This is a genomic window from Streptomyces sp. NPDC107521, assembly GCF_055598485.1.
Genome location: NZ_JBVKAT010000035.1, coordinates 1 through 19,495, shown reverse-complemented (window position 1 = coordinate 19,495; position 19,495 = coordinate 1). Strand labels below are relative to the sequence as shown.

The 19,495-nt window shown below is 75.0% G+C and carries 14 protein-coding genes and 1 pseudogene; 6 read left to right on the top strand and 9 right to left on the bottom strand.

Annotated elements, in window-relative coordinates:
- Nucleotides 1-10: 10 nt before the first annotated feature.
- The 4 genes from ACZ7LB_RS31280 to ACZ7LB_RS31265 all read right to left on the bottom strand — a co-directional run bounded on the left by ACZ7LB_RS31280 (nt 11) and on the right by ACZ7LB_RS31265 (nt 5,239).
- Nucleotides 11-1,774 carry an FAD-dependent oxidoreductase gene (locus tag ACZ7LB_RS31280; RefSeq protein ID WP_471472980.1) on the bottom strand — a complete coding sequence of 588 codons (1,764 nt, stop codon included), beginning with the start codon at nt 1,772-1,774 and terminating at the stop codon, nt 11-13.
- 65 nt (nt 1,775-1,839) lie between these two features.
- Nucleotides 1,840-2,682, bottom strand: a complete 843-nt coding sequence (locus ACZ7LB_RS31275; RefSeq protein WP_471472978.1) for an alpha/beta fold hydrolase — start codon at nt 2,680-2,682, stop codon at nt 1,840-1,842.
- Nucleotides 2,682-3,623: a VOC family protein gene (locus ACZ7LB_RS31270; RefSeq protein ID WP_471472976.1), complete on the bottom strand. Its 942-nt coding sequence runs from the start codon at nt 3,621-3,623 to the stop codon at nt 2,682-2,684. The genes ACZ7LB_RS31275 and ACZ7LB_RS31270 overlap by 1 nt, the downstream gene beginning before the upstream one ends.
- A gap of 50 nt (nt 3,624-3,673) precedes the next feature.
- Entirely contained in the window at nt 3,674-5,239 is a 1,566-nt protein-coding gene (locus tag ACZ7LB_RS31265; protein ID WP_471472974.1) for a bifunctional 3-(3-hydroxy-phenyl)propionate/3-hydroxycinnamic acid hydroxylase, read from the bottom strand.
- A 226-nt stretch (nt 5,240-5,465) separates the two neighbouring features.
- Here ACZ7LB_RS31265 and ACZ7LB_RS31260 point away from each other — a divergent pair, with 226 nt between their 5' ends.
- Nucleotides 5,466-6,116, top strand: coding sequence for a TetR/AcrR family transcriptional regulator (locus ACZ7LB_RS31260; protein ID WP_471472972.1), 651 nt, complete (start codon nt 5,466-5,468; stop codon nt 6,114-6,116).
- A 282-nt stretch (nt 6,117-6,398) separates the two neighbouring features.
- On the opposite strand, the gene ACZ7LB_RS31255 is transcribed toward ACZ7LB_RS31260, so the two are convergent.
- Nucleotides 6,399-7,157, bottom strand: coding sequence for an IclR family transcriptional regulator (locus tag ACZ7LB_RS31255; RefSeq protein WP_471472994.1), 759 nt, complete (start codon nt 7,155-7,157; stop codon nt 6,399-6,401).
- A gap of 136 nt (nt 7,158-7,293) precedes the next feature.
- Here ACZ7LB_RS31255 and ACZ7LB_RS31250 point away from each other — a divergent pair, with 136 nt between their 5' ends.
- The 3 genes from ACZ7LB_RS31250 to dmpG are packed head-to-tail and all read left to right on the top strand — an operon-like array spanning nt 7,294 to nt 10,093.
- Nucleotides 7,294-8,145, top strand: coding sequence for a 2-keto-4-pentenoate hydratase (locus ACZ7LB_RS31250; protein ID WP_471472970.1), 852 nt, complete (start codon nt 7,294-7,296; stop codon nt 8,143-8,145).
- Nucleotides 8,142-9,080: an acetaldehyde dehydrogenase (acetylating) gene (locus tag ACZ7LB_RS31245; RefSeq protein WP_471472968.1), complete on the top strand. Its 939-nt coding sequence runs from the start codon at nt 8,142-8,144 to the stop codon at nt 9,078-9,080. Before ACZ7LB_RS31250 ends, ACZ7LB_RS31245 begins: the two co-directional genes overlap by 4 nt.
- The gene (gene dmpG / locus ACZ7LB_RS31240) at nt 9,077-10,093 is read left to right on the top strand and encodes a 4-hydroxy-2-oxovalerate aldolase (RefSeq protein ID WP_471472966.1); all 1,017 of its coding nucleotides are present in this window, start codon (nt 9,077-9,079) and stop codon (nt 10,091-10,093) included. Before ACZ7LB_RS31245 ends, dmpG begins: the two co-directional genes overlap by 4 nt.
- A gap of 229 nt (nt 10,094-10,322) precedes the next feature.
- Here the strand turns inward: dmpG and ACZ7LB_RS31235 are convergent, their stop codons facing one another.
- The 3 genes from ACZ7LB_RS31235 to ACZ7LB_RS31225 form a co-directional block, all read right to left on the bottom strand.
- Nucleotides 10,323-11,783: an aldehyde dehydrogenase family protein gene (locus ACZ7LB_RS31235; protein ID WP_471472964.1), complete on the bottom strand. Its 1,461-nt coding sequence runs from the start codon at nt 11,781-11,783 to the stop codon at nt 10,323-10,325.
- 530 nt (nt 11,784-12,313) lie between these two features.
- Nucleotides 12,314-13,942 (bottom strand): PucR family transcriptional regulator, encoded by a 1,629-nt coding sequence (locus ACZ7LB_RS31230; protein ID WP_471472962.1) that lies wholly within the window; start codon nt 13,940-13,942, stop codon nt 12,314-12,316.
- A 145-nt stretch (nt 13,943-14,087) separates the two neighbouring features.
- Nucleotides 14,088-16,355 carry an ATP-binding protein gene (locus ACZ7LB_RS31225; RefSeq protein WP_471472960.1) on the bottom strand — a complete coding sequence of 756 codons (2,268 nt, stop codon included), beginning with the start codon at nt 16,353-16,355 and terminating at the stop codon, nt 14,088-14,090.
- A gap of 244 nt (nt 16,356-16,599) precedes the next feature.
- On the opposite strand from ACZ7LB_RS31225, the gene gabT reads away from it, so the two are divergent.
- Both gabT and ACZ7LB_RS31215 read left to right on the top strand, forming a co-directional pair.
- Entirely contained in the window at nt 16,600-17,934 is a 1,335-nt protein-coding gene (gene gabT / locus ACZ7LB_RS31220) for a 4-aminobutyrate--2-oxoglutarate transaminase (protein ID WP_471472958.1), read from the top strand.
- Between the two features lie 756 nt (nt 17,935-18,690).
- Nucleotides 18,691-19,386 (top strand): phosphatase PAP2 family protein, encoded by a 696-nt coding sequence (locus ACZ7LB_RS31215; RefSeq protein WP_471472956.1) that lies wholly within the window; start codon nt 18,691-18,693, stop codon nt 19,384-19,386.
- On the opposite strand, the pseudogene ACZ7LB_RS31210 reads toward ACZ7LB_RS31215, so the two are convergent.
- A pseudogene (locus ACZ7LB_RS31210) lies at nt 19,322-19,495 on the bottom strand (chitinase); the annotation flags it as partial. The gene ACZ7LB_RS31215 and the pseudogene ACZ7LB_RS31210 overlap by 65 nt on opposite strands.

Below are 19,495 nucleotides of genomic sequence, written 5' to 3'. Positions count from 1 at the left end.
GAGCGGCCGGTCAGGCGGCCGGGGTCCGCAGGACCGAGCGCAGGACCTCCAGGAGGGCGGCGCCGGGGTCGTCGCCCTGGGCGGCGGCGCGCCAGGCGACGATGTGGTCGGGCCGGACGAGCAGCGCGCCGTCCTCGCCGATGCCGGACACCCCGGCCCAGTCGCCGTAGCGGTCCTCGTAGTCGCAGCCGCGGCCGATGGAGACCACGTGGACCTCCACGCCCGTCGCGGCGGCGGCCTTCTCGGCGGCCTCGCGCCAGGCGGCGCCCCGGACCCCGGTGAGGAGGGTGAGACGTCCCCGGCCGCACAGGTCGAGGACGGGGACCTTGCGCTGTCCGTCGAGCAGCCAGGCGTGCGGCAGGTGCCGCCCGGGGTAGGTGGTGGGGAAGTAGTGGAGCTCCTCGTCGCGGGGGGCCCGCGGGGCGGGTTCGCCGCCGGTGACGAGGGCCCCGGTGCGGTAGTCCTGGTTGGTCTCCACACCGTGGGTGTTGAAGCAGAGCAGGGTGTTGCCCATGGCCTCGTCGAAGGCGGCGCGGCGCTCCGCGCCCTCGGCGGTGGGTGCCCGCAGGGTCTCCAGGGCCGCTTCGAGCTGGTCCCGTCCGGCCGCGGGCGGCAGCCGCAGGGCCCCGAACAGCGGGGGCATCAGGGCGTTGCTGCGGGTGGCGCGTTCGACGATCTGGCGGGCGACCGGGAGCCGTTCGTCGCGGTAGGTCTCCAGGAGGCCGGGCCCGGCCTGGCCGCGCAGGACCATGGCGATCTTCCAGCACAGGTTGAAGGAGTCCTGGATGGAGGTGTTGGAGCCGAGGCCGTTCATGGGCGAGTGCCGGTGGACGGCGTCGCCGACGCAGAAGACCCGCCCGGCCTGGTTGTCGGTGGCGTACACGTGGTTGACGGACCAGGTGGAGACGGACTCGACGCGTACGGGGACGGTGTCGTCGCCGAGGAGTTGGTGGACGATGGAGGCGCCGAACTCGTCGGTCAGCTCGGGGGTGCCCTGTTCGATGTCGTAGCCCCAGACGGCGACCCACTTGTTCCAGGGGCGGACCACGCGCAGGACGCCGATGCCGTTGCCGTCGTGGCCGACGCCGGGCTGGATGAACCAGTACATGTCGCCGGGCCGGTGGGCGACGAGGTGGTCGAGGTCGGCCTCGAAGACGACGTTGATGGAGCCGCCGAGGCCCATCTCGCCCTCCATCGGGATGCCGAGCTGGGACATGATCCGGGACTTGCCGCCGTCGGCGCCTATCAGGTACTTGGCGCGGATGCGGTACTCCTCGCCGGTCAGCCGGTCGAGGACGGTGGCGGTCACGCCGTCGTCGTCCTGGGTGAAGGAGAGCAGTTCGGTGTTGACGCGCAGGGTGGTGCCGCGGTGGGTGGCGGCGCCCAGCAGGATCGGCTCCATGCGGTCCTGCGGGAGGTCGCAGACGGCGGTGGGGCTGGCGAGGTCGTGCTCGGCCTGGAACGACGGGTGGGTGTACCAGGTCCGCAGCCGGCCCAGCTCGGGGCCGGTGAGGCTGGTCGCCCACACGTGTTCGCCCATCAGGTGCTGGGGGGTGGCGGAGCGTTTGGCCTCGTCCTCGAGGCCGAGGTCGCGCAGCACCTCCATGGTGCGCTGGTTGGTGATGTGGGCGCGGGGGGTGTTGGCGACGGAGCCGTACTTGTTCAGCACGATCGCGCGGACACCGTAGGTGGCGAGGAGGGCGCCGGCCGCTGCTCCGGCGGGACCGGCTCCCGCGATCAGAACATCGGTCTCGACGGTGGGGACTGTGCTCATCCTGGACTCCTGGCTGGCCGGAGGGCCGCGCCGCCGGTGTCGGGACAGCCGGCGGCGCGGGGGGATCAGTGGTGGGTGACGAAGTCGATGACCAGGCGGTTGAACTCGTCGGCGTGCTCGAGCTGCGCCCAGTGGCCGCAGCGGTTGATGAGGTGGGCCCGCGCGTCCGGGATGTGGGCGGCGAGGAACAGCGAGGACTCGAAGGAGACGACGCGGTCGTCACGGCCGTGGATCAGCAGGGCCGGGGCGGTGATGTCCGGGACGCGGTCCAGGTCGATCCAGATCGGGATCGGGGCCTTGGGCGCCACGTCGGCGATGTTCTTCAGGTGCTCGGGGCGCTTGAGCGCGGCCTCGGAGCGCTGCCGGCACAGCTCGGGGGTGGCGAAGCGCTCCGTGTCGTAGACCATGATCTCGACCAGGCGGCGCATGGCCTCGGGCGAGGCGTCGCCGTAGGTCTGGTACATGATCTTCAGGCCCTCGGTGGGGCCGCCGCCCGCGCCGAAGAGGAACGGCTTCATCTGGATGGGCGGGCCCATGGTGATGAGGTGCGAGACCCGCTCGGGGCGCTCGGCGGCGAGCCGGAGGGAGGTGTGGCCGCCCATCGAGTTGCCGACGAACGCGGCCTTCTCGATGCCCAGGGCGTCGAGGAGCTGGCAGGCCGCCTCGACGTGGTCCAGGGTGGCGAAGTCGACGGCGTCGGAGTCGCCCCAGCCGGGCATGTCGGGGGCGATCACCCGGAAGTGGCGGGAGAGCGCCTCGATGTTGGGCGAGTAGTTGCTCCACCCGGTGGCGCCGGGGCCGCCGCCGTGCAGCAGCACGAGGGGGTGTCCCTCGCCGGCCTCGTTGTAGTGGATCGTCCAGTCCTTGGTGCGGACGGACTTGGAGATGTCGCTCTGTCGCAGAGCCATCAGTGGGCCCCTTCCGAGGTCTGGTTGGTGAACGGGGCGCGGCCGAGCAGCGCGTGCACGGCCTCCGGCGGACGGTGGCCCCAGCTGTGCAGCCGGTCGAGGGTGCGGACCTGCCAGGTCTCGTCGTCGATGAGCAGGCCGCCCCAGCCGTACTCGACGGAGAAGCCGGAGGGCGTGCGGACGTAGAAGCTGAACATGTGGTCGTTGGGGTGCATGCCCAGCGTCATCTCGAAGGGCTGCTCGGCGTCCATGCAGCGGTCGTAGGCCGTGCCCACGTCGCGGATGTCGCTGACCTCCAGCATGAAGTGGTGCGTCTTCTTGGCGTGCGGCATGTCGCCGAACGCGACGCTGTGGTGGCGCGGGTTGCAGTGCAGGAAGATCAGGTCGGCGACGATGCCCGGGGCGAGCTCCTCGACGATGATGTCGCTGATCCGGAAGCCCAGCAGGCCCTCGTAGAAGGCCATGTACTCCTCGCGCGGCACGCCCTTGGAGAGCAGCACGTGGTGGCCCGCGCCGCCGGTGCCGGTGACGAAGGTGCCGAGCAGGGTGGCGGAGTGGAACGGGGTGTCGGCGTCGGCGAGCCCGGTGACGAGTTCGATGCGGTTGCCCATGGGGTCGGTGACCCGGACCAGGCGGTCCACCCGCCGGGCCGCGGCCAGTTCGGCGCCGCCCTCGGTGACCTCGATCCCGGCCTCGGTGAGCCGGGCGGTGAGCCGGTCCAGGGCCTCCTCGGAGGCGACCTCGTAGCCGCTGACCACGAGGTCGTCGGCCGGGCCCTCGGTGATGATCCAGCGGTGCGCCTTCTCGTCGGTGCGCAGCGTGAACCCGTCCGCGGTGCGGGCGCCGAGCTGCATGCCGAGCAGCGTCACACCGAAGTTCTCCCAGTCGGCGAGGTCGCTGACCTCGTACACGACGTAGGCGAGCTCCTTCACGTCTGTCATGGGTCGTTCCTTTCGAAGGTCGGGCGGGCCGGGAATGCGCCCGCCCGGGTTCACAGGGCGGGGACGTCCAGGCCGGAGGTGTCGGCGGCGGCGACGAACTTGTCGGGGCGCACGGCGACGGCGCGGACGCCGTAGCGGGCGAGCCACGGGAGCAGCACGTCCTCCAGGTCGACCAGTTCGCCGGAGCCCCTGGTGTACGCGGTGCGGGGGCGGACGGCGACGTAGCGGGCGCCGAGGGCGTCCCAGCCGGCCTTCTGCTCGGGGGTGAGCAGGGCCGCCGGGTCCGTGTCGGCACCCAGGAGCACGAAGCCGTCGGGCAGCAGTCCGTCGAGGCGGTCCATCGCGCCGACGGTGTCCCCGCAGACCGGCTGCGGCACCATGCGGCCGATGACGCTGGCGTCCCCGGTCGCCCCGCGCAGCCAGCCGGCGGACAGCACCGGCGGGGCGGTCAGCGGCGGCTCCCAGGGGGTGACCGTGTTCTCGGGGACGGTGTTCATGGCGGCGACCTCCTCGGGGGTCGCCTCCTGCTTGATGACGCGGCCGAGGCCGACGGCGAGGCCGGTGTAGAAGTCGGCGTTGGGGCGGCGCTCGGCCTCGTAGGTGTCGAGCCACTCCTCGCCCAGCTCGCCGCGGAGCACCCGGGCGAGCTTCCAGCCCAGGTTGTGGGCGTCGCGCATGCCGGACTGCATGCCGGCCCCGGCCCACGGCGGCATCAGGTGACAGGCGTCGCCGGCGAGGAAGACCCGGCCCCGGCGCCAGGTCTCGGCGGCGCGGACGTGGTGGCGGTAGAAGGCGTGCTGGTGGATCTCGACGTCGTCGTGGGTGACGCCGAGCGCCTCCAGCAGCGGCCACACCTCGGCGCTGGTCGGGAAGTCGGCCTCGGTCTCGCCGGGCTTGAGCGGGATCTCCCAGCGGTGGTTGCCGGCCGAGAGGGCGATGTCGACGACGGGGCGTTCGGCGTCGGTCCAGAAAGTGAGGAAGTCGCGGTCCGGCCACCAGCGCTTGACCTTGCAGTCGATGACGACCCAGAGGGTGTCGACGGTGTCGCCGAGCATCTCGACGCCGAGGTGCTTGCGGGTGGGGCTGGAGCCGCCGTCGGCCGCGATGGCGTAGCGGGCGCGGGTGGTGGTCTCGGCGCCGGTCGCCCGGTCGCGGGAGGTGATGGTGACCCCGTCGGCGTCCTGCTCGACGGCGACGACCTCGGCGCCGTAGCGGACCTCCAGGTTGCCCAGCTCCTCGCCGCAGCGGCGGAGCTCGGCCTCCATGGTCGGCTGGTAGATGTTGTAGAAGCGAGGCCGGGTGTTGCGCGTGCCGAGGGTGGACGGCGGGTGCTCGACCCGCATGACCTCCCGGCCGTCGTAGGTCACCCAGCGCAGGGCGCGCTGCGGTTCGATGACCCGCTCGATGCGGTCGTCGACGCCGAGCTCCTGGAAGATCCGCATGGTCCAGTCGTTCACCGTCACGGCGCGGGCCCGTGCGTAGATGTCCTGGTCGCGCTCGAACGCGACCACGTCGGCGCCCTTTCCGGCGAGCGTCAGCGCGGCGGTCAGGCCCGTCGGGCCGTAGCCGATGACCGCGACGTCGGTGTCGTGTCCTGCTGAAACGTGCTGGGGCATGTCGAACTCCAGAAGCGGCACATGTGAGGCGCGCAATGCGGCGCGGAAGGGGGCACGCAGAGCGGCACTATTGGACCGGTCGTTCCGTCCAATAGTGCGTACCGTCACACGCTCCGGGAGGCGCGTCAAGGGGTCTGTGGGGTTTTGCGCACGTGCGGCGGGACACTTCCGGGACGCCCTCCCATCGGCCGGCGGCCGTCTTCCGGGCGGCTCGTATGATCGCCGGGTGGAGAGCGGAACCAGGTCACCCAACGGCAACCGGCGCGGACGGCGCTCGAAGGAAGAGATCCTCGACGCGGCGGCGCGGGTGATGGCGCTGCGCGGATACGCGGCCACCACGATCTCGACGATCACGGCCGAGACGGGGCTGCCGCGGAGCGCCATCTACCACCACTTCCAGTCGAAGGGCGGGCTGCTCGCGGCGGTGATGGCGCGGGGCGCCAAGGACTTCTTCGCGGCGATGCGGGCGGCGCACACCCCCGCGCCCGAGGGCGGCACCCACCGCGAGCGGATGGCCTGGTACCTGGACCGGACGGCGCAGGTCTTCATGTCGAAGCCGGACTTCCTGCGGCTGCACCTGCTGCTGCTGATGAGCGACGAGGCCGCCGACGCGGAGGTCCTGGAGATGAACCGGGAGGTCCGCGACGAGGGCCGGGCCTACATGCGGGTGATGATCTCGTCGGCCTTCGCGGACGAGGGGCCCGAGACCGCCTCGGCCGTCGCCGAGGAGCTGTCGTTCTTCGCGATCGGGGGGTTCGACGGCTCGTTCGTGAACTCCCAGACCGATCCCGAGTGCAGCGTCGCCTCCCAGATGACCCGCCTCACCGACGCGATGGTCGCCCTCGGGGAGGCGGCGGTCCTCCGCCACCGGGGCTGACCGGCCCGCGGCCGGACCCGGCCGCGCGGCGGACGGCGGCCCGGTGCCGCGGGCCGCGCCCCGGCCCGTCGCGGAGGACCGGCGCCCGGACACCCGGGCACCGGGGACACCCGGGCAACCGGGCAACCGGGCAACCGGGCAACCGGGCAACCGGGCAAGGACTCCCCCGCGGCCTCCCCGGACTCCGGGCGGCCGGATCGCGGCCGAGGGCGGCACCCCGGCCGAGGTGGCGCGGGCAGCGCGGGGGCGCCCCGGCCGCCGGGCGCCCCGCCGCACCGGCGGTCAGCCGCCGGACGGGCCGCGGGGCCGGGAGGGACGGTCGGTGCCGCCGCGCAGCACCCGGGACAGACCCAGCGCCGCCGTCCGCACCGCGGGGGCGAGGTGGGCCGGGCTGAAGCGGGAGCGCGGCACCGCCACCGACAGCGCCGCCGCCGTGACCCCGCCCGCGAAGACGGGCGCCGCGATGCAGCTCACCCCGGGCGTGGACTCCTGCTCCTCGTAGGCGAGGCCGGAGACGCGGATCTTCTCCAGGGCGGTGCGCAGCCGCGCCGGATCGGTGATCGAGTGCGGGGTGAGGCTCGGCAGCGGCCGGGACAGCAGCTCGTCGGCCAGCTCCCCGCCGGAGAAGGCCAGCAGCACCTTGCCGACGGCCGTGCAGCTCAGCGGCAGGCTGCCGCCGATGCGCGAGGGCAGCGCGGGGGCCTCGTGGCCGTGGATGCGCTCCAGGTAGACCACCTCCAGCCCCTCGCGCACCCCGAGGTGCACGGTCTCCCGGGTGGCCTCGAACAGGTCCTGGAGGAACGGCAGGGCCGTCTCGCGCAGATCGAGCCGGTACGGCACCAGCGAGCCCAGCTCGAACAGCTTGGGGCCGAGCCGGTAGTGCGGGCCGGACCGCTCCAGCCAGCCGAGGCGCACCAGGTCCACCGCCAGCCGGTGCACCGTGGGCTTGGGCAGCCCGGTCCGCGCAGACAGTTCCGTCAGACGGAACGCTCCGCCATCCGGGCTGAAGCTTTCGAGGATGAGCGCGGCCTTCTCCAGCATGCTGCCGCCCTCGTTGTTCCGTGTCACGGAACAAACATTGTCGTATGTGCGCCCGGATGTCTATATCGGGTGGACCGCCGGTGCCGCCGTCCGCCGCACCGGCCCGCTCCCCCGCCGCTTCCCCTGGAGGTATCCCGTGCCGACCGCACCCGACGGCGCCCGCCCGGACGCCGTCCCCCCGGCCGTCGTCGAGGCCGCCGACCTGCTGGCGGAGGCCGCCCGCACCGGGACGCCCTGTCCGCCGGTGCGGACCCTGTTCGACGGGGGCGGCGACCTGGAGACCGCCTACGCCGTGCAGCGGCTCAACGTGCGCCGCGGCCTGGACGCCGGGCGCCGGATCGCCGGCCGCAAGATCGGCCTCACCTCCGAGGCCGTGCAGCGCCAGCTCGGCGTCGACCGGCCCGACTTCGGCGCCCTCTTCGCCGACATGGCCGTCCCCGACGGCGGCGAGGTGCCCGCCGGGCGGCTGCTCCAGCCCAAGGTGGAGGCCGAGGTCGCGCTCGTCCTCGCCCGCGACCTGCCCGGCCGCGACTGCACCGCCGACGACGTGCTGAACGCCGTCGACTTCGCGCTGCCCGCGCTGGAGATCGTGGACAGCCGCATCGCCGGCTGGGACATCTCCCTGGTCGACACCGTCGCCGACAACGCCTCCTGCGGCCTCTACGTCCTCGGCACCACCCCGGTGCCCCTGGCCGGGCTCGACCTGGCCACCGTCACCATGACCATGACCCGGGACGGCGCGACCGTCTCCGAGGGCACCGGCGCCGCCTGCCTCGGCAGCCCGCTGAACGCCGCCGTCTGGCTGGCCTCGGCCCTCGCCGAACGGGGCGACCCGCTGCGCGCGGGCGACCTGGTGCTCACCGGCGCCCTCGGCCCCATGGTCCCCGTCGCCCCCGGCGACGTCTTCGAGGCCCGCGTCGGCGGCCTCGGTTCCGTACGAGTCGGATTCGCGGCCGGTGCCGCGGACCGGGAAGGAGGCCGGGCATGACCACCAAGGTCGCCGTCATCGGCTCCGGCAACATCGGCACCGACCTGCTGATCAAGGTGCTGCGACTGTCCGAGGACCTGGAGATCGCCGCCATGGCGGGGATCGACCCGGCCTCCGACGGCCTGGCCCGCGCCCGCCGCCTCAAGGTCGCCACCACCCACGAGGGCGTCGAGGGGCTCGTCGCCCTGGACGAGTTCGCCGACGTCGACATCGTCTTCGACGCCACCTCGGCGGGCGCCCACCGCCACCACGACGAGGTGCTGCGCCCGCTCGGCCGGGTCCTGGTCGACCTCACCCCGGCCGCCCTCGGCCCCTACGTCGTCCCGCCGGTCAACGGGCACGCCCACCTCGGCGCCCCCAACGTCAACATGGTCACCTGCGGCGGCCAGGCCACCATCCCGGTGGTCGCCGCCGTCGCCGCGGTCACCCCGGTCCACTACGGCGAGATCGTCGCCTCCATCGCCTCCCGCTCCGCCGGTCCGGGCACCCGCGCCAACATCGACGAGTTCACCGAGACCACGTCCTCCGCGATCGAGCGGGTCGGCGGGGCCGCCCGGGGCAAGGCGATCATCGTCCTCAACCCGGCCGAGCCCCCGCTGATCATGCGGGACACCGTGCACTGCCTGGTCTCCGAGTGCGACACCGCGGCCGTCGAGGCGTCCGTGGAGGAGATGGTCGGCCGCGTCCAGGCGTACGTGCCCGGCTACCGGCTCAAGCAGAAGGTCCAGTTCGACCGGGTCGGCGGCGACGACCCGCTGCGGACCCTGGCCCCCGGCAGCGGCGAGGCCCTGAAGGTCTCCGTCTTCCTGGAGGTCGAGGGCGCCGCCCACTACCTCCCCGCCTACGCCGGCAACCTCGACATCATGACCTCCGCCGCGCTGCGCACCGCCGAGCGCATCGCGGCCCACCGCGCCACGGAGGTGGCCCCGCGATGACCCGTCTCTACGTCCAGGACGTCACCCTGCGGGACGGCATGCACGCCGTCCGCCACCGCTACACCGTCGGCCAGGCCCGCGCCATCGCCGCCGCGCTGGACGCCGCCGGGGTGGCCGCCATCGAGATCGCCCACGGCGACGGGCTCTCCGGCTCCAGCATCAACTACGGCGTCGGCGCGCACACCGACTGGGAGTGGATCGAGGCCGTCACCGACGTCACCCGCCACGCGGTGCCCACCACGCTGCTGCTGCCCGGCATCGGCACCCTGCACGACCTCCGGCAGGCGCACGCCCTCGGCATCCGCTCGGTGCGCGTCGCCACCCACTGCACCGAGGCCGACATCTCGGCGCAGCACATCGCCGCCGCCCGCGAGCTGGGCATGGACGTCGCCGGGTTCCTGATGATGTCCCACCTGGCCGAGCCCGCCGAACTGGCCCGCCAGGCCAAGCTGATGGAGTCCTACGGCGCCCGGTGCGTCTACGTCACCGACTCCGGCGGCCGGCTCACCATGGACGGCGTCCGCGACCGCTTCCGCGCCTACCGGGACGTCCTCGACCCCGCGACCGAACTCGGCATCCACGCCCACCACAACCTGGCCCTCGGCGTCGCCAACACCGTCGTCGCCGTCGAGAACGGGGCGGTCCGCGTCGACGCCTCGCTCGCCGGCCAGGGCGCGGGCGCGGGCAACTGCCCGCTGGAGGCCTTCGTCGCGGTCGCGGACCTGATGGGCTGGGACCACGCCTGCGACCTGTTCCCGCTGATGGACGCCGCCGACGACCTCGTGCGGCCGCTCCAGGACCGCGAGGTGCGGGTGGACCGCGAGACGCTGAGCCTCGGCTACGCCGGTGTCTACTCCAGCTTCCTGCGCCACGCCGAGGCCGCCGCCGAGCGCTACGGCCTCGACACCCGCGCCATCCTCGTCGAGGTCGGCCGCCGGGGGATGGTCGGCGGCCAGGAGGACATGATCACCGACATCGCCCTGGACCTGCTGGCGGCCCGTACGGCGGCGTGAACCCGGGCGGCCGGGACGGGGCGCCCCGCGGCGGCTCCCTCCCGGACCGCGGGACGGCCGGGAGGGCCGGGCCCCGTGACGGGGGTCCGGCCCTCCCGGCCGTGCGCGGCACCGGCCGTCCGGCGCGGTGCGAGTGGCCCGGTGCGGTGCGGTTCCGGTCCGCGCGGTGCGTCCGCGCGGACCGTGCGGTCCCGGCGGTCCGGCGCGGAAGGCCGGACCGCCGGGGCGGTCAGAGCGCCAGGCCGGTGAGGACCAGGACGCGCTCGTAGGTGTAGTCGTCCATCGCGTACCGGACGCCCTCGCGGCCCACCCCGGACCGCTTGGCCCCGCCGTACGGCATCTGGTCGGCGCGGTAGGAGGGGGCGTCCCCGATGACGACCCCGCCGACCTCCAGCGCCCGGTGGGCGCGGAAGGCCGCCTGGAGGTCGTGGGTGAACACGCCCGCCTGGAGGCCGTACTTGGAGTCGTTGACGGCGGCGAACGCCTCGGCCTCGCCGTCGACCCGGCGCACGCTGAGGACGGGGCCGAAGACCTCCTCCCGGGCGAGGGTGGTGTCCTCGGGCAGGTCGGTCAGGACCGTCGGCGCGTAGGAGGCGCCGTCGCGCTTACCGCCGGTGAGCAGGGTGGCCCCGGCGGCGACGGCCTCGTCGACCCAGGACTCCACGCGCTCCGCGGCGGCCTCGCTGACCAGCGGGCCGACATCGGTGGCGGGGTCCCCCGGGTCACCGGTGACCTGCGCCTCGACGGCGGCGACGATGCGCGGCAGCAGCCGGTCGTAGACCGCGGTGTCGGCGATCACGCGCTGCACGGAGATGCAGGACTGGCCGCCCTGGTAGTTGGAGAAGGTCGCGATGCGGCCCGCGGCCCGGTCCAGGTCCTCGTCGCTCGCCCAGTCCGCGAGGACCACGGCCGCGCCGTTGCCGCCCAGCTCCAGGGTGACGTGCTTGCCGGGCACCGAGTCCATGATGGCGTAGCCGACCTGCTCGGAGCCGGTGAAGGAGATCACCGGCAGCCGCTCGTCCCGGACCAGCGCGGGCATGCGGTCGTTGGGCACCGGCAGCACGCTCCAGGAGCCCGCGGGCAGCTCGGTCTCGGCGAGCAGCTCGCCGAGCAGGAGCGCGGACAGGGGCGTGGCGGGAGCGGGCTTCAGCACGATCGGGGCACCGGCGGCGATGGCCGGGGCGACCTTGTGGGCGCACAGGTTCAGCGGGAAGTTGAACGGCGCGATGCCGAGGACGACACCCTTCGGGAAGCGCCGGGTGAGGGCGAGCCGGCCCTGGCCCCCGGCGTCGGTGTCCAGGCGCTGGGCCTCGCCCCCGTTGAAGCGGCGGGCCTCCTCGGCGGCGAGCCGGAACACGGAGACCGCGCGGCCGACCTCGCCGCGGGCCCACTTGACGGGCTTGCCGTTCTCGGCGGAGATCAGCAGCGCGATCTCCTCGGTGCGCTCGGCCAGGCGGCGGGCCACGTGGTCCAGGGCGGCGGCGCGGACGTGCGCGGGGGTGGCGGCGAACTCGTCGAGGACGGCGTGCGCGGCGGCCACCGCCTCCTCGACCTGCTCCTCGCTCGGCACGCTCACGGTGCCGACGGTGCGGCCGTCCCAGGGGGAGGTGACGTCGAAGCCGTCCTCGCCGGTCTCCCGGCGTCCGGCGAGCCAGAAGGCATGGATGGCTGCCGCGGTGTCGTGGGGCATGGTGGGTCCGGCCTTCCGGGTCGGGGTCTGCGGGGGGTGCGGATCCACGGTAGGGCGCGCGGGGCCCGGGAGCGCTTGTCCGAGTCGTAGTGGTGGGGGCGGGGGGTTCGACGTATTGGCGCGGTGGGCTCCCGGCGGGGGCACGGATACGACGGCCGCCGGCCCGCCGGAGCGGGGTCCCCCAGCGGGGGGGGCCGGAACCGGGGTCCGGGGCCCGGCGGGACCCGGGGACCGCCGGAGGCACGGGCGCCGCCCGAAGCCCGGGGGCCTTCAGGACCCGGGGGCCACCGGAGGCGCGGGCACCAACGGAAGCGGGAACCGGCAGGACCCGGGGACCGCGGGAGGCACGGGCACCACCGGAAGCCCGGGAACCGTCAGGGTCCGGATCCGGGCGCCACCCGAAGCCCGGGAACCATCAGGACCCGAGAACCACCCGAAGCGCGGGCACCACCAGAGGCAGGGGGCCTGTCGGAGGCAGGAGGGGTGCCGGAGGCAGGAGGGGTGCCGGAGGCGCGGGCCTCGGCCCGGTGTCAGTCCGTGGTGGTGGCCTTGAGGGCCAGCCAGAGTTCCATCCGGACGTCCGGGTCGTCCAGGGAGCGGCCGAGGATCTCCTCCACCCGCCGCATCCGGTAGCGCAGCGTATGGCGGTGGACGCCGAGGTCCGCCGCCGCCGCGTCCCACTGGCCGTGCCGGGACAGCCAGGCGCGCAGCGAGGCGACCAGATCGCCGCGCCCGGTGGCGTCGTGCTCGCGCAGGGCGCGCAGCAGCCCGTCGGCGAAGGCGCGCACGGCGTCGTCCGCGAGCAGCGGCAGCACCGAGCCGCTGGCCAGGTGCTCGTGCTCGACCCACACCCGGCCGCGGCGGCGGGCCACCGAGAGGGCCTGCTCGGCCTGCTTGTACGCGGCGGAGGCGGCGATCGGTCCGGACGGCCCCGACAGACCGATCACCAGGGACTCCTCGTCCCCGGCCGGGGACGGTTCGGGCGCCGCGCGGGCGGCCTCCAGCGCCGCCGCGTGCTCGACGCAGGCGGCGACGGCGGTGCCCCCGTCCGCGGCGAGCAGGACCAGCCGCTCCCCCTCGGGCACCACGAGCACCGGTTCCCCGGCCCGGACCGCGGCCGACTCGACGGTCTCGGCGAGGGTGCCGAGCGGGTCCCGGCCCGCGGCCGGGGGGTGCGCCCGGGAGTTCGTCGCGGTCTCGGCGACGACCAGCCGGAAGGGCGCGTCCAGGAGGTCCCCGTAGAGGCTCCCGGCGACGGCCCGCGCGTGATCGGGCTCACCGGCCAGCAGCATCCGCAGCACCGCGCCGCCGATCCGCTGCTCGGCCTCCTGAAGCGAGCGCGAGCGCTCGGTGATGAGGGTGAGCAGGGCGACGGCCGAGTGCACGGCGTAGCGTTCGGCGGTCCCGGGGGCGGCGGCGGTGCCGACGGCGAGCGCGGCACGGGCCTTGCGTGCGGTGCCGAGCGCGTGCAGTTCGACGCGGTCCGCGTGCCCGCCCTCCCCGCCCGTCCCGGGGTCCCCGCCGCCCGCGACCATCGCGGAGGCCGGGGCGGGCCGCTCGCGCAGCCGCCGTACGTCCGGGGTGAGCCGCGCTGCCCGGCGGCCGGCCCACTCCGGTGCCGCGGCGACCACCGCGCCGGAGGCGTCGTAGAGCGCCGCCCAGCCGTCGACCTGTGCGGCGAGCGCGGCCAGCACGCCCTCCGGACCGGCGCCGAGGGCCTGCCGGGTCAGTTCGCGCTGGGCGGCGAAGCCCGCCGTGACCGCCCGGTACTGATCGGCGGCGACGGCGGCGGAGACGGCCTTGCTGATGGCGAGGAAGGGGGTGCGGCGCGGCACCTCCAGCAGCGGCATCCCCGCCCGGCGGGCGGCGCCGAGGAGGGCGGCGGGGATCTCCTCGTAGTGGACGCCCACGCCGAAGCCGAGCCCCACCACCCCGGCGGCGGCCAGCCGCTCGACGTAGCGGCGCATCGCCGCCGGGTCCTCGGCGTCCAGGGTGAGGGCGGTGATCAGCAGGAGCTCCCCGCCCTCCATGTAGGGGACGGGGTCGGCCAGCTCACTGGCGTGGGCCCAGCGGACGGGCGCGTCGAGGCGGTCCTCGCCCGCGCGCACGGTGAGCTTCAGCGTGGAGTGCTGGGCGAGCGAGGCGAGGGTGAGGGGCATGGGGCCTTCGGATCGTCGTCGGAGGGCGCGGCGCGCACGGCGGCCGGGACACCGGGCGGGTTTTGTCCGCCCGGTATGAACCACCCCTCCGATTCTGCCTCACCGTACGAAGCGCTTCACCCCCGCGGCCGGTGCGGGCGGCGGTTCAGTGCCGGAGGTCCACCAGCAGCGGCGGGGCGTGCTCGCCCCCGACCGAGGTGAGGGAGAGGACCGCGTGGCCCGGGGGGACGGCGTGGGCGAGTTCGGAGGCGGACCAGCGTTCGCGCTCGACCTGGCGGACCGTGACCGCGCGCGCCGTGGGGGCCTTGCCGGTGATCACCCGGCGGAGCATGTGCACGGCCTTGCCCGCCGGGGTCTCGGCGATGATCTGGCGGTCGGTCACGTCGGTGGCCTCGGTCCACTCCTTGCCCCAGACCTCCGCGAAGTCCTGCCCGTCCCAGGGGGTCAGCCCGGAGAGCGCCATCCGGCACCCGGCCGCCCCGAGCAGCGGCCCGCGCAGCGGACGCGGCACGTCGTCCAGGGTGCGCAGGGTCAGCACGACCCCGGCGCCCGCGGAACGCAGCCGCTGGATGCCCCGGACGGCCTCGGGGGTGACGGCGCCGCTCGCGTCGTCCAGCACCAGGCAGGCGAAGAGAGAGCGGTCCTCGCGCACCGTGACGCTCGCCGTGAACTGGGCGAGCACCAGCCGGGCCAGCAGCCGCGAGGCGTCGGCGTGCCCCCGGGCGGGCAGGTCGACGCGGACCCGGACGGGGTGGTCCAGGGCCGTCAGAGCGAAGGGCCGGGTCCGGCCGGAGGTGTCGAAGAAGGAGGCGAAGGCGGGCCGGTCCAGGAGCGCCAGCCGGTCGGCTAGGACGGAGGCCACGTCCCCGGGGTGGCCCATCTGCCGCTCGCGGGCGTCGAGCTCGCGCAGCAGCGAGGCGTGCCCGGCCTGCTGGAGGCCGCGGCGCAGCACGGCCAGCGGCTCGGGCGCGCCGTCGAGGAGCTGGCGCAGCTCGGGGACGCCGGGGAAACGGCCGTGGACCGCCCGGAACGGGCCGAGCACCTGGGCGAGGACGGTGGTGGAGCGTCGGCTCTCACCGCTCGGGTGCGGATCGGCGAGGTCCCCGACGAGGGCCTCCGCGAGCACGGCGGCGGCCTCGTCGGGATCGGTGGTTCCGCCGTACAGGTCGAGGTCGTGGACCGAGTCGGGACTGCCGACGCGGATCACCACGTCGTAGGCGTCGGCGGGGCCGAGCCCGGCGCCCGCCGCGCCGACCACGACCACCGCGGCCCGCCCGGAGAGCGCGTGCAGGCACAGCGACTCCGCGAGCGGCCGGACGACGGCGCCGGTCTTGCCGGATCCGGCCGGGCCGACGGCCAGCAGCGAGGTGCCGAGCAGTTCGGGGCCGAGGCCCAGCCCGGCACCCCGGTAGGCGTAGGGGTTGCGGACGTCGTCGGCGGTGGTGCCGAGCCGCACCTGTCCGGTGACCAGGTCGTGCGGGGCCTGCCGGGCGGGCAGGTCACGGTCGCCCGAGGGGTGCGGGCAGGCGCCCGCGCCGTCCCGGAGCACGGCCCCGGCGAAGGCGGCGAGGCCGTGCCGGCCGCGCTGGACGCCCTGCCAGGCGCGGGCGATCCGGGCGTGGTCGACGTCCCGCATCAGCCCGGCGCGGGCGTCGGAGGCCAGCCGCTCGGCGGCGTCCACGGCCCCGGCGGCGCGCAGCGCGGGCCAGGCGGCCGGGTCCTCCCCGGGGGGCGGCGGGGGGCCCTGGCCGGGGGCCGCGCGGAGCCAGGCGGGGGGGCCGAAGCGGCGCCAGATCTCACCCCAGCGGCCGAGCCGGCCGACGCCCACCACGATGATCCCGGCGACGAGCGCGTAGTAGGCGTAGACGACCACGACGGAGCCGAAGCTGTGGGGCTGTGCCCAGGACTCCGGGACCATGGCGTAGAGGGGCAGCAGCCACCAGCTGCCGAGGTAGCCGTTCCACAGCAGGGACCAGATCAGCCAGCCGACGAGGAAGGCGATCAGCGCCCCCGCGAACAACTGCCGGGCCGGCACCCGCTCCGGCTCCTCCTGGGGCCGCGGCCGGTGGCCGAACCGCCAGACGCCGGGCGGGGACTCCGGACGGGGCGTCCGCAGCCAGGACAGGAAGTCCGAGCCGTCCGGCGGCGGGGGCAGCGGCGGCGCGGCCGGCGCCCACCCCTCGAAGCCCCGCGCAGGTCCCGGAGCACCCGGCGGCACCCCCGGGGCGGCGGGCGCGCCCGGCGGCGTCCCCGCGGGGGCCGGTACGCCCAGCGGCGTTCCCGGTACGCCCGACGGCGCTCCCGGCGCCCCGGGCGGCATCGGCGGCGCCGCGGGGACCCGCGGCGGCCCCGCCGGGCGCGGCACAGGATTCGCGTGCGTGCCCCGCCCGTCCCGCATCCCGTCGCTGTCCATCGCCCCTGCCCCCTGACCAGCCGCTCCGTCCACCATCAGCGAGCCAATCTAACGCCCCCGCCACGGGAGTTCACCGCATACGCGGCCGGTCCGGCGACGGTCGGCCACGGGCCGCCCTGTCCACCGCGGACAACCCGCCCCGCGGACAACGCCCACATGGAGCATGCCCACCCCGCGCCCCCGGTCCTAGCCTGCGAGAAAAGAAGGCAAAAGTCCGCAGAACCGCAAGCCCCAGGAGCCCCCCATGACCGCACTTCCGCAGGAGCGCCGCGTCCTCACCGCCATCCCCGGCCCGAAGTCCCAGGAGCTCCAGGCCCGCCGCAGCGCCGCGGTCGCGCAGGGGGTGGGCTCCACGCTGCCGGTGTTCGTCACCCGCGCGGGCGGCGGCATCATCGAGGACGTCGACGGCAACCGGATCATCGACTTCGCCTCGGGCATCGCCGTGACCTCCGTCGGCGCCTCCGCCGAGGCCGTGGTCCGCCGGGCCTCCGCGCAGCTCGCCGACTTCACCCACACCTGCTTCATGGTGACCCCCTACGAGGGCTACGTCGCCGTGGCCGAGGCGCTGGCCGAGCTGACCCCGGGCGACCACGCCAAGAAGTCGGCCCTGTTCAACAGCGGCGCCGAGGCCGTCGAGAACGCAGTGAAGATCGCCCGCGCCCACACCAAGCGGCAGGCGGTCGTCGTCTTCGACCACGGCTACCACGGCCGCACCAATCTGACCATGGCGCTGACCTCGAAGAACATGCCCTACAAGCAGGGCTTCGGCCCCTTCGCGCCCGAGGTCTACCGGGTCCCGGTCGCCTATGGCTACCGCTGGCCGACCGGTGCCGAGAACGCCGGCCGCGAGGCCGCCGCGCAGGCCGTCGACCAGATCACCAAGCAGGTCGGCGCCGGGAACGTGGCCGCGATCATCATCGAGCCGGTCCTCGGCGAGGGCGGGTTCATCGAGCCGGCGAAGGGCTTCCTGCCCGCGATCCGCGAGTTCGCCCGGGAGAACGGGATCGTCTTCGTCGCCGACGAGATCCAGTCCGGCTTCTGCCGCACCGGCCAGTGGTTCGCCTGCGAGGACGAGGGCATCGTCCCGGACCTGATCACCACCGCCAAGGGCATCGCGGGCGGTCTGCCGCTGGCCGCCGTCACCGGCCGCGCCGAGATCATGGACGCGGCGCACTCGGGCGGCCTGGGCGGCACCTACGGCGGCAACCCGGTGGCCTGCGCGGGCGCGCTCGGAGCCATCGAGACCATGCGGGAGCTGGATCTCAACGCCAGGGCGAAGGAGATCGAGGCGGTCATGAAGGCCCGGCTGACCGCCATGGCCGAGAAGTTCGACCTGATCGGCGACGTCCGCGGCCGGGGCGCCATGATCGCCATCGAGCTGGTCAAGGACCGCGCCACCAAGGAGCCGCACCCCGGTGCCGCCGCCGCGCTGGCCAAGGCCTGCCACGCCGAGGGACTGCTGGTCCTGACCTGTGGCACCTACGGCAACGTCCTCCGCTTCCTGCCGCCCCTGGTGATCGGCGAGGCGCTGCTGAGCGAGGGCCTGGACATCATCGAGGAGGCGTTCGGCCGCCTCTGACGCCTCCGGCAGCCCGGCCGTGCGGGTCCGGCCCCCGGGTCCCGCACAGCCGGGCCGGGGGCGCGGACAGCGCCCGGGGCGCGCGCCCGCCGCGCGCCGGACGCACGCCGGGCGGGACGCACGAGTCGCTGGTCGCACGCCCGGAGGGGCCTGCGGCAGAGCGTGTGAAGAAGGTGTGCGGGGTGGATGGCGGGACGCCCGTCCGCGCTTCCGCTGCCGTAGGTTCTCCCCGGATGAGAGATGCACCGGTCCGCGGGAGACCGCGGTCGGTGCCCCGGGCCGGGGCCTCCCGGCTTCGACCCGGTCGTGCCTCGCGCACACCACCGGGATCCACGGATTCCGGATCTCCTCACCGATCGGACGGTCGCTCGCCCCACACCCCCCGGGGCGCGCGACGTTCCGGTGCGACGCCGGCCCGGTTCCCGGGACGGTGGTTCACCGAAGGGCCGGCACACTCCCCCCCTTGTGCCGGCTCTTCGGCGTTCCCGGGGGCGGGCGGGGGCTCCTCGCGCGCGCCGCGACGGGAGCGGGCCGGAGACGGGTCCCGCCGGGCGTCACGGCCCCCGTGCGCCGCACACGGGCGACGAGCGGAGCGGGGGCAGGCAGAGGAGGCGAGGACCGGCAGGGGCGGGGACAGCGGCGGGGACGAGGATGAGCGGGGCCCGGCGGTCCCGGGCCACGGGCCCGATCAGCACACGTCGGCGAAAGGCACGGGCGGCGGGCGCCGAGGGCCCCGGGCCTGTCAGGCTGGGGGCCATGCACGGCACCCCGCCCGGACCGCCCTCCGCCCCGCCACGACCGCGGGGGCCGCTCGGGCTCCTGGGCCCACCGCTGCTGCTGCTCGCCGTCCTCACCTGGCAGGTCCTGGCCGACGGCCCGGTGCTGCGGGTGGACGAGCGGCTGAGCCGGGCGCTGATCCGCCCGGACCGTCTCTCGGAGCTGCTGTCGGACCTCGGCAACGTGCCGGTGGCCGTGCCCGTCCTGGCGCTCGCGCTGGGGTACGCCGCCCTGCGGAGCCGCGCCACCGGTCCGGACCGGTGGTGGGCGGCACCCGCCGCCGGGGCGGCGGCGATGGCGCTGGTCCCGGCGGCGGTCGTGCCCCTGAAGGCGTGGACCGGGCGCCCCGGCACCCCGGCGGTGCCGCCGGCGGTCGGTTACTTCCCGTCCGGCCACACCACCACCGCCGTGGTGGCGTACGGCGCGGCGACGCTGGTGCTGTTCACCGTCGTGTCGTCACCGGCCGTACGCCGGACACTTCTCCTCCTGTGCGCCGCCCTGGTCCTGGGCACCGGCTACGGGCTGGTGCGCCGGGGGTACCACTGGCCCCTGGACGTGCTGGCCGGGTGGTGCCTGGGGGCGGTGCTGCTGATCCCGGTGGTGCTGGTGGTCAGCGGCGGAAGTAGGTGTCGAAGTTGTTCTGGAACTGGTGGCCGCCGAAGCGGTCCCAGTTGATGGACCAGGTCATGAGGCCGCGGAGGTTGGGCCAGGTGCCGTGGGTCTGGTAGCTGCCGCAGTCGGTCTTCTTGGTGAGGCAGTTGAGGGCCTTGTTGACCTCGGTGGG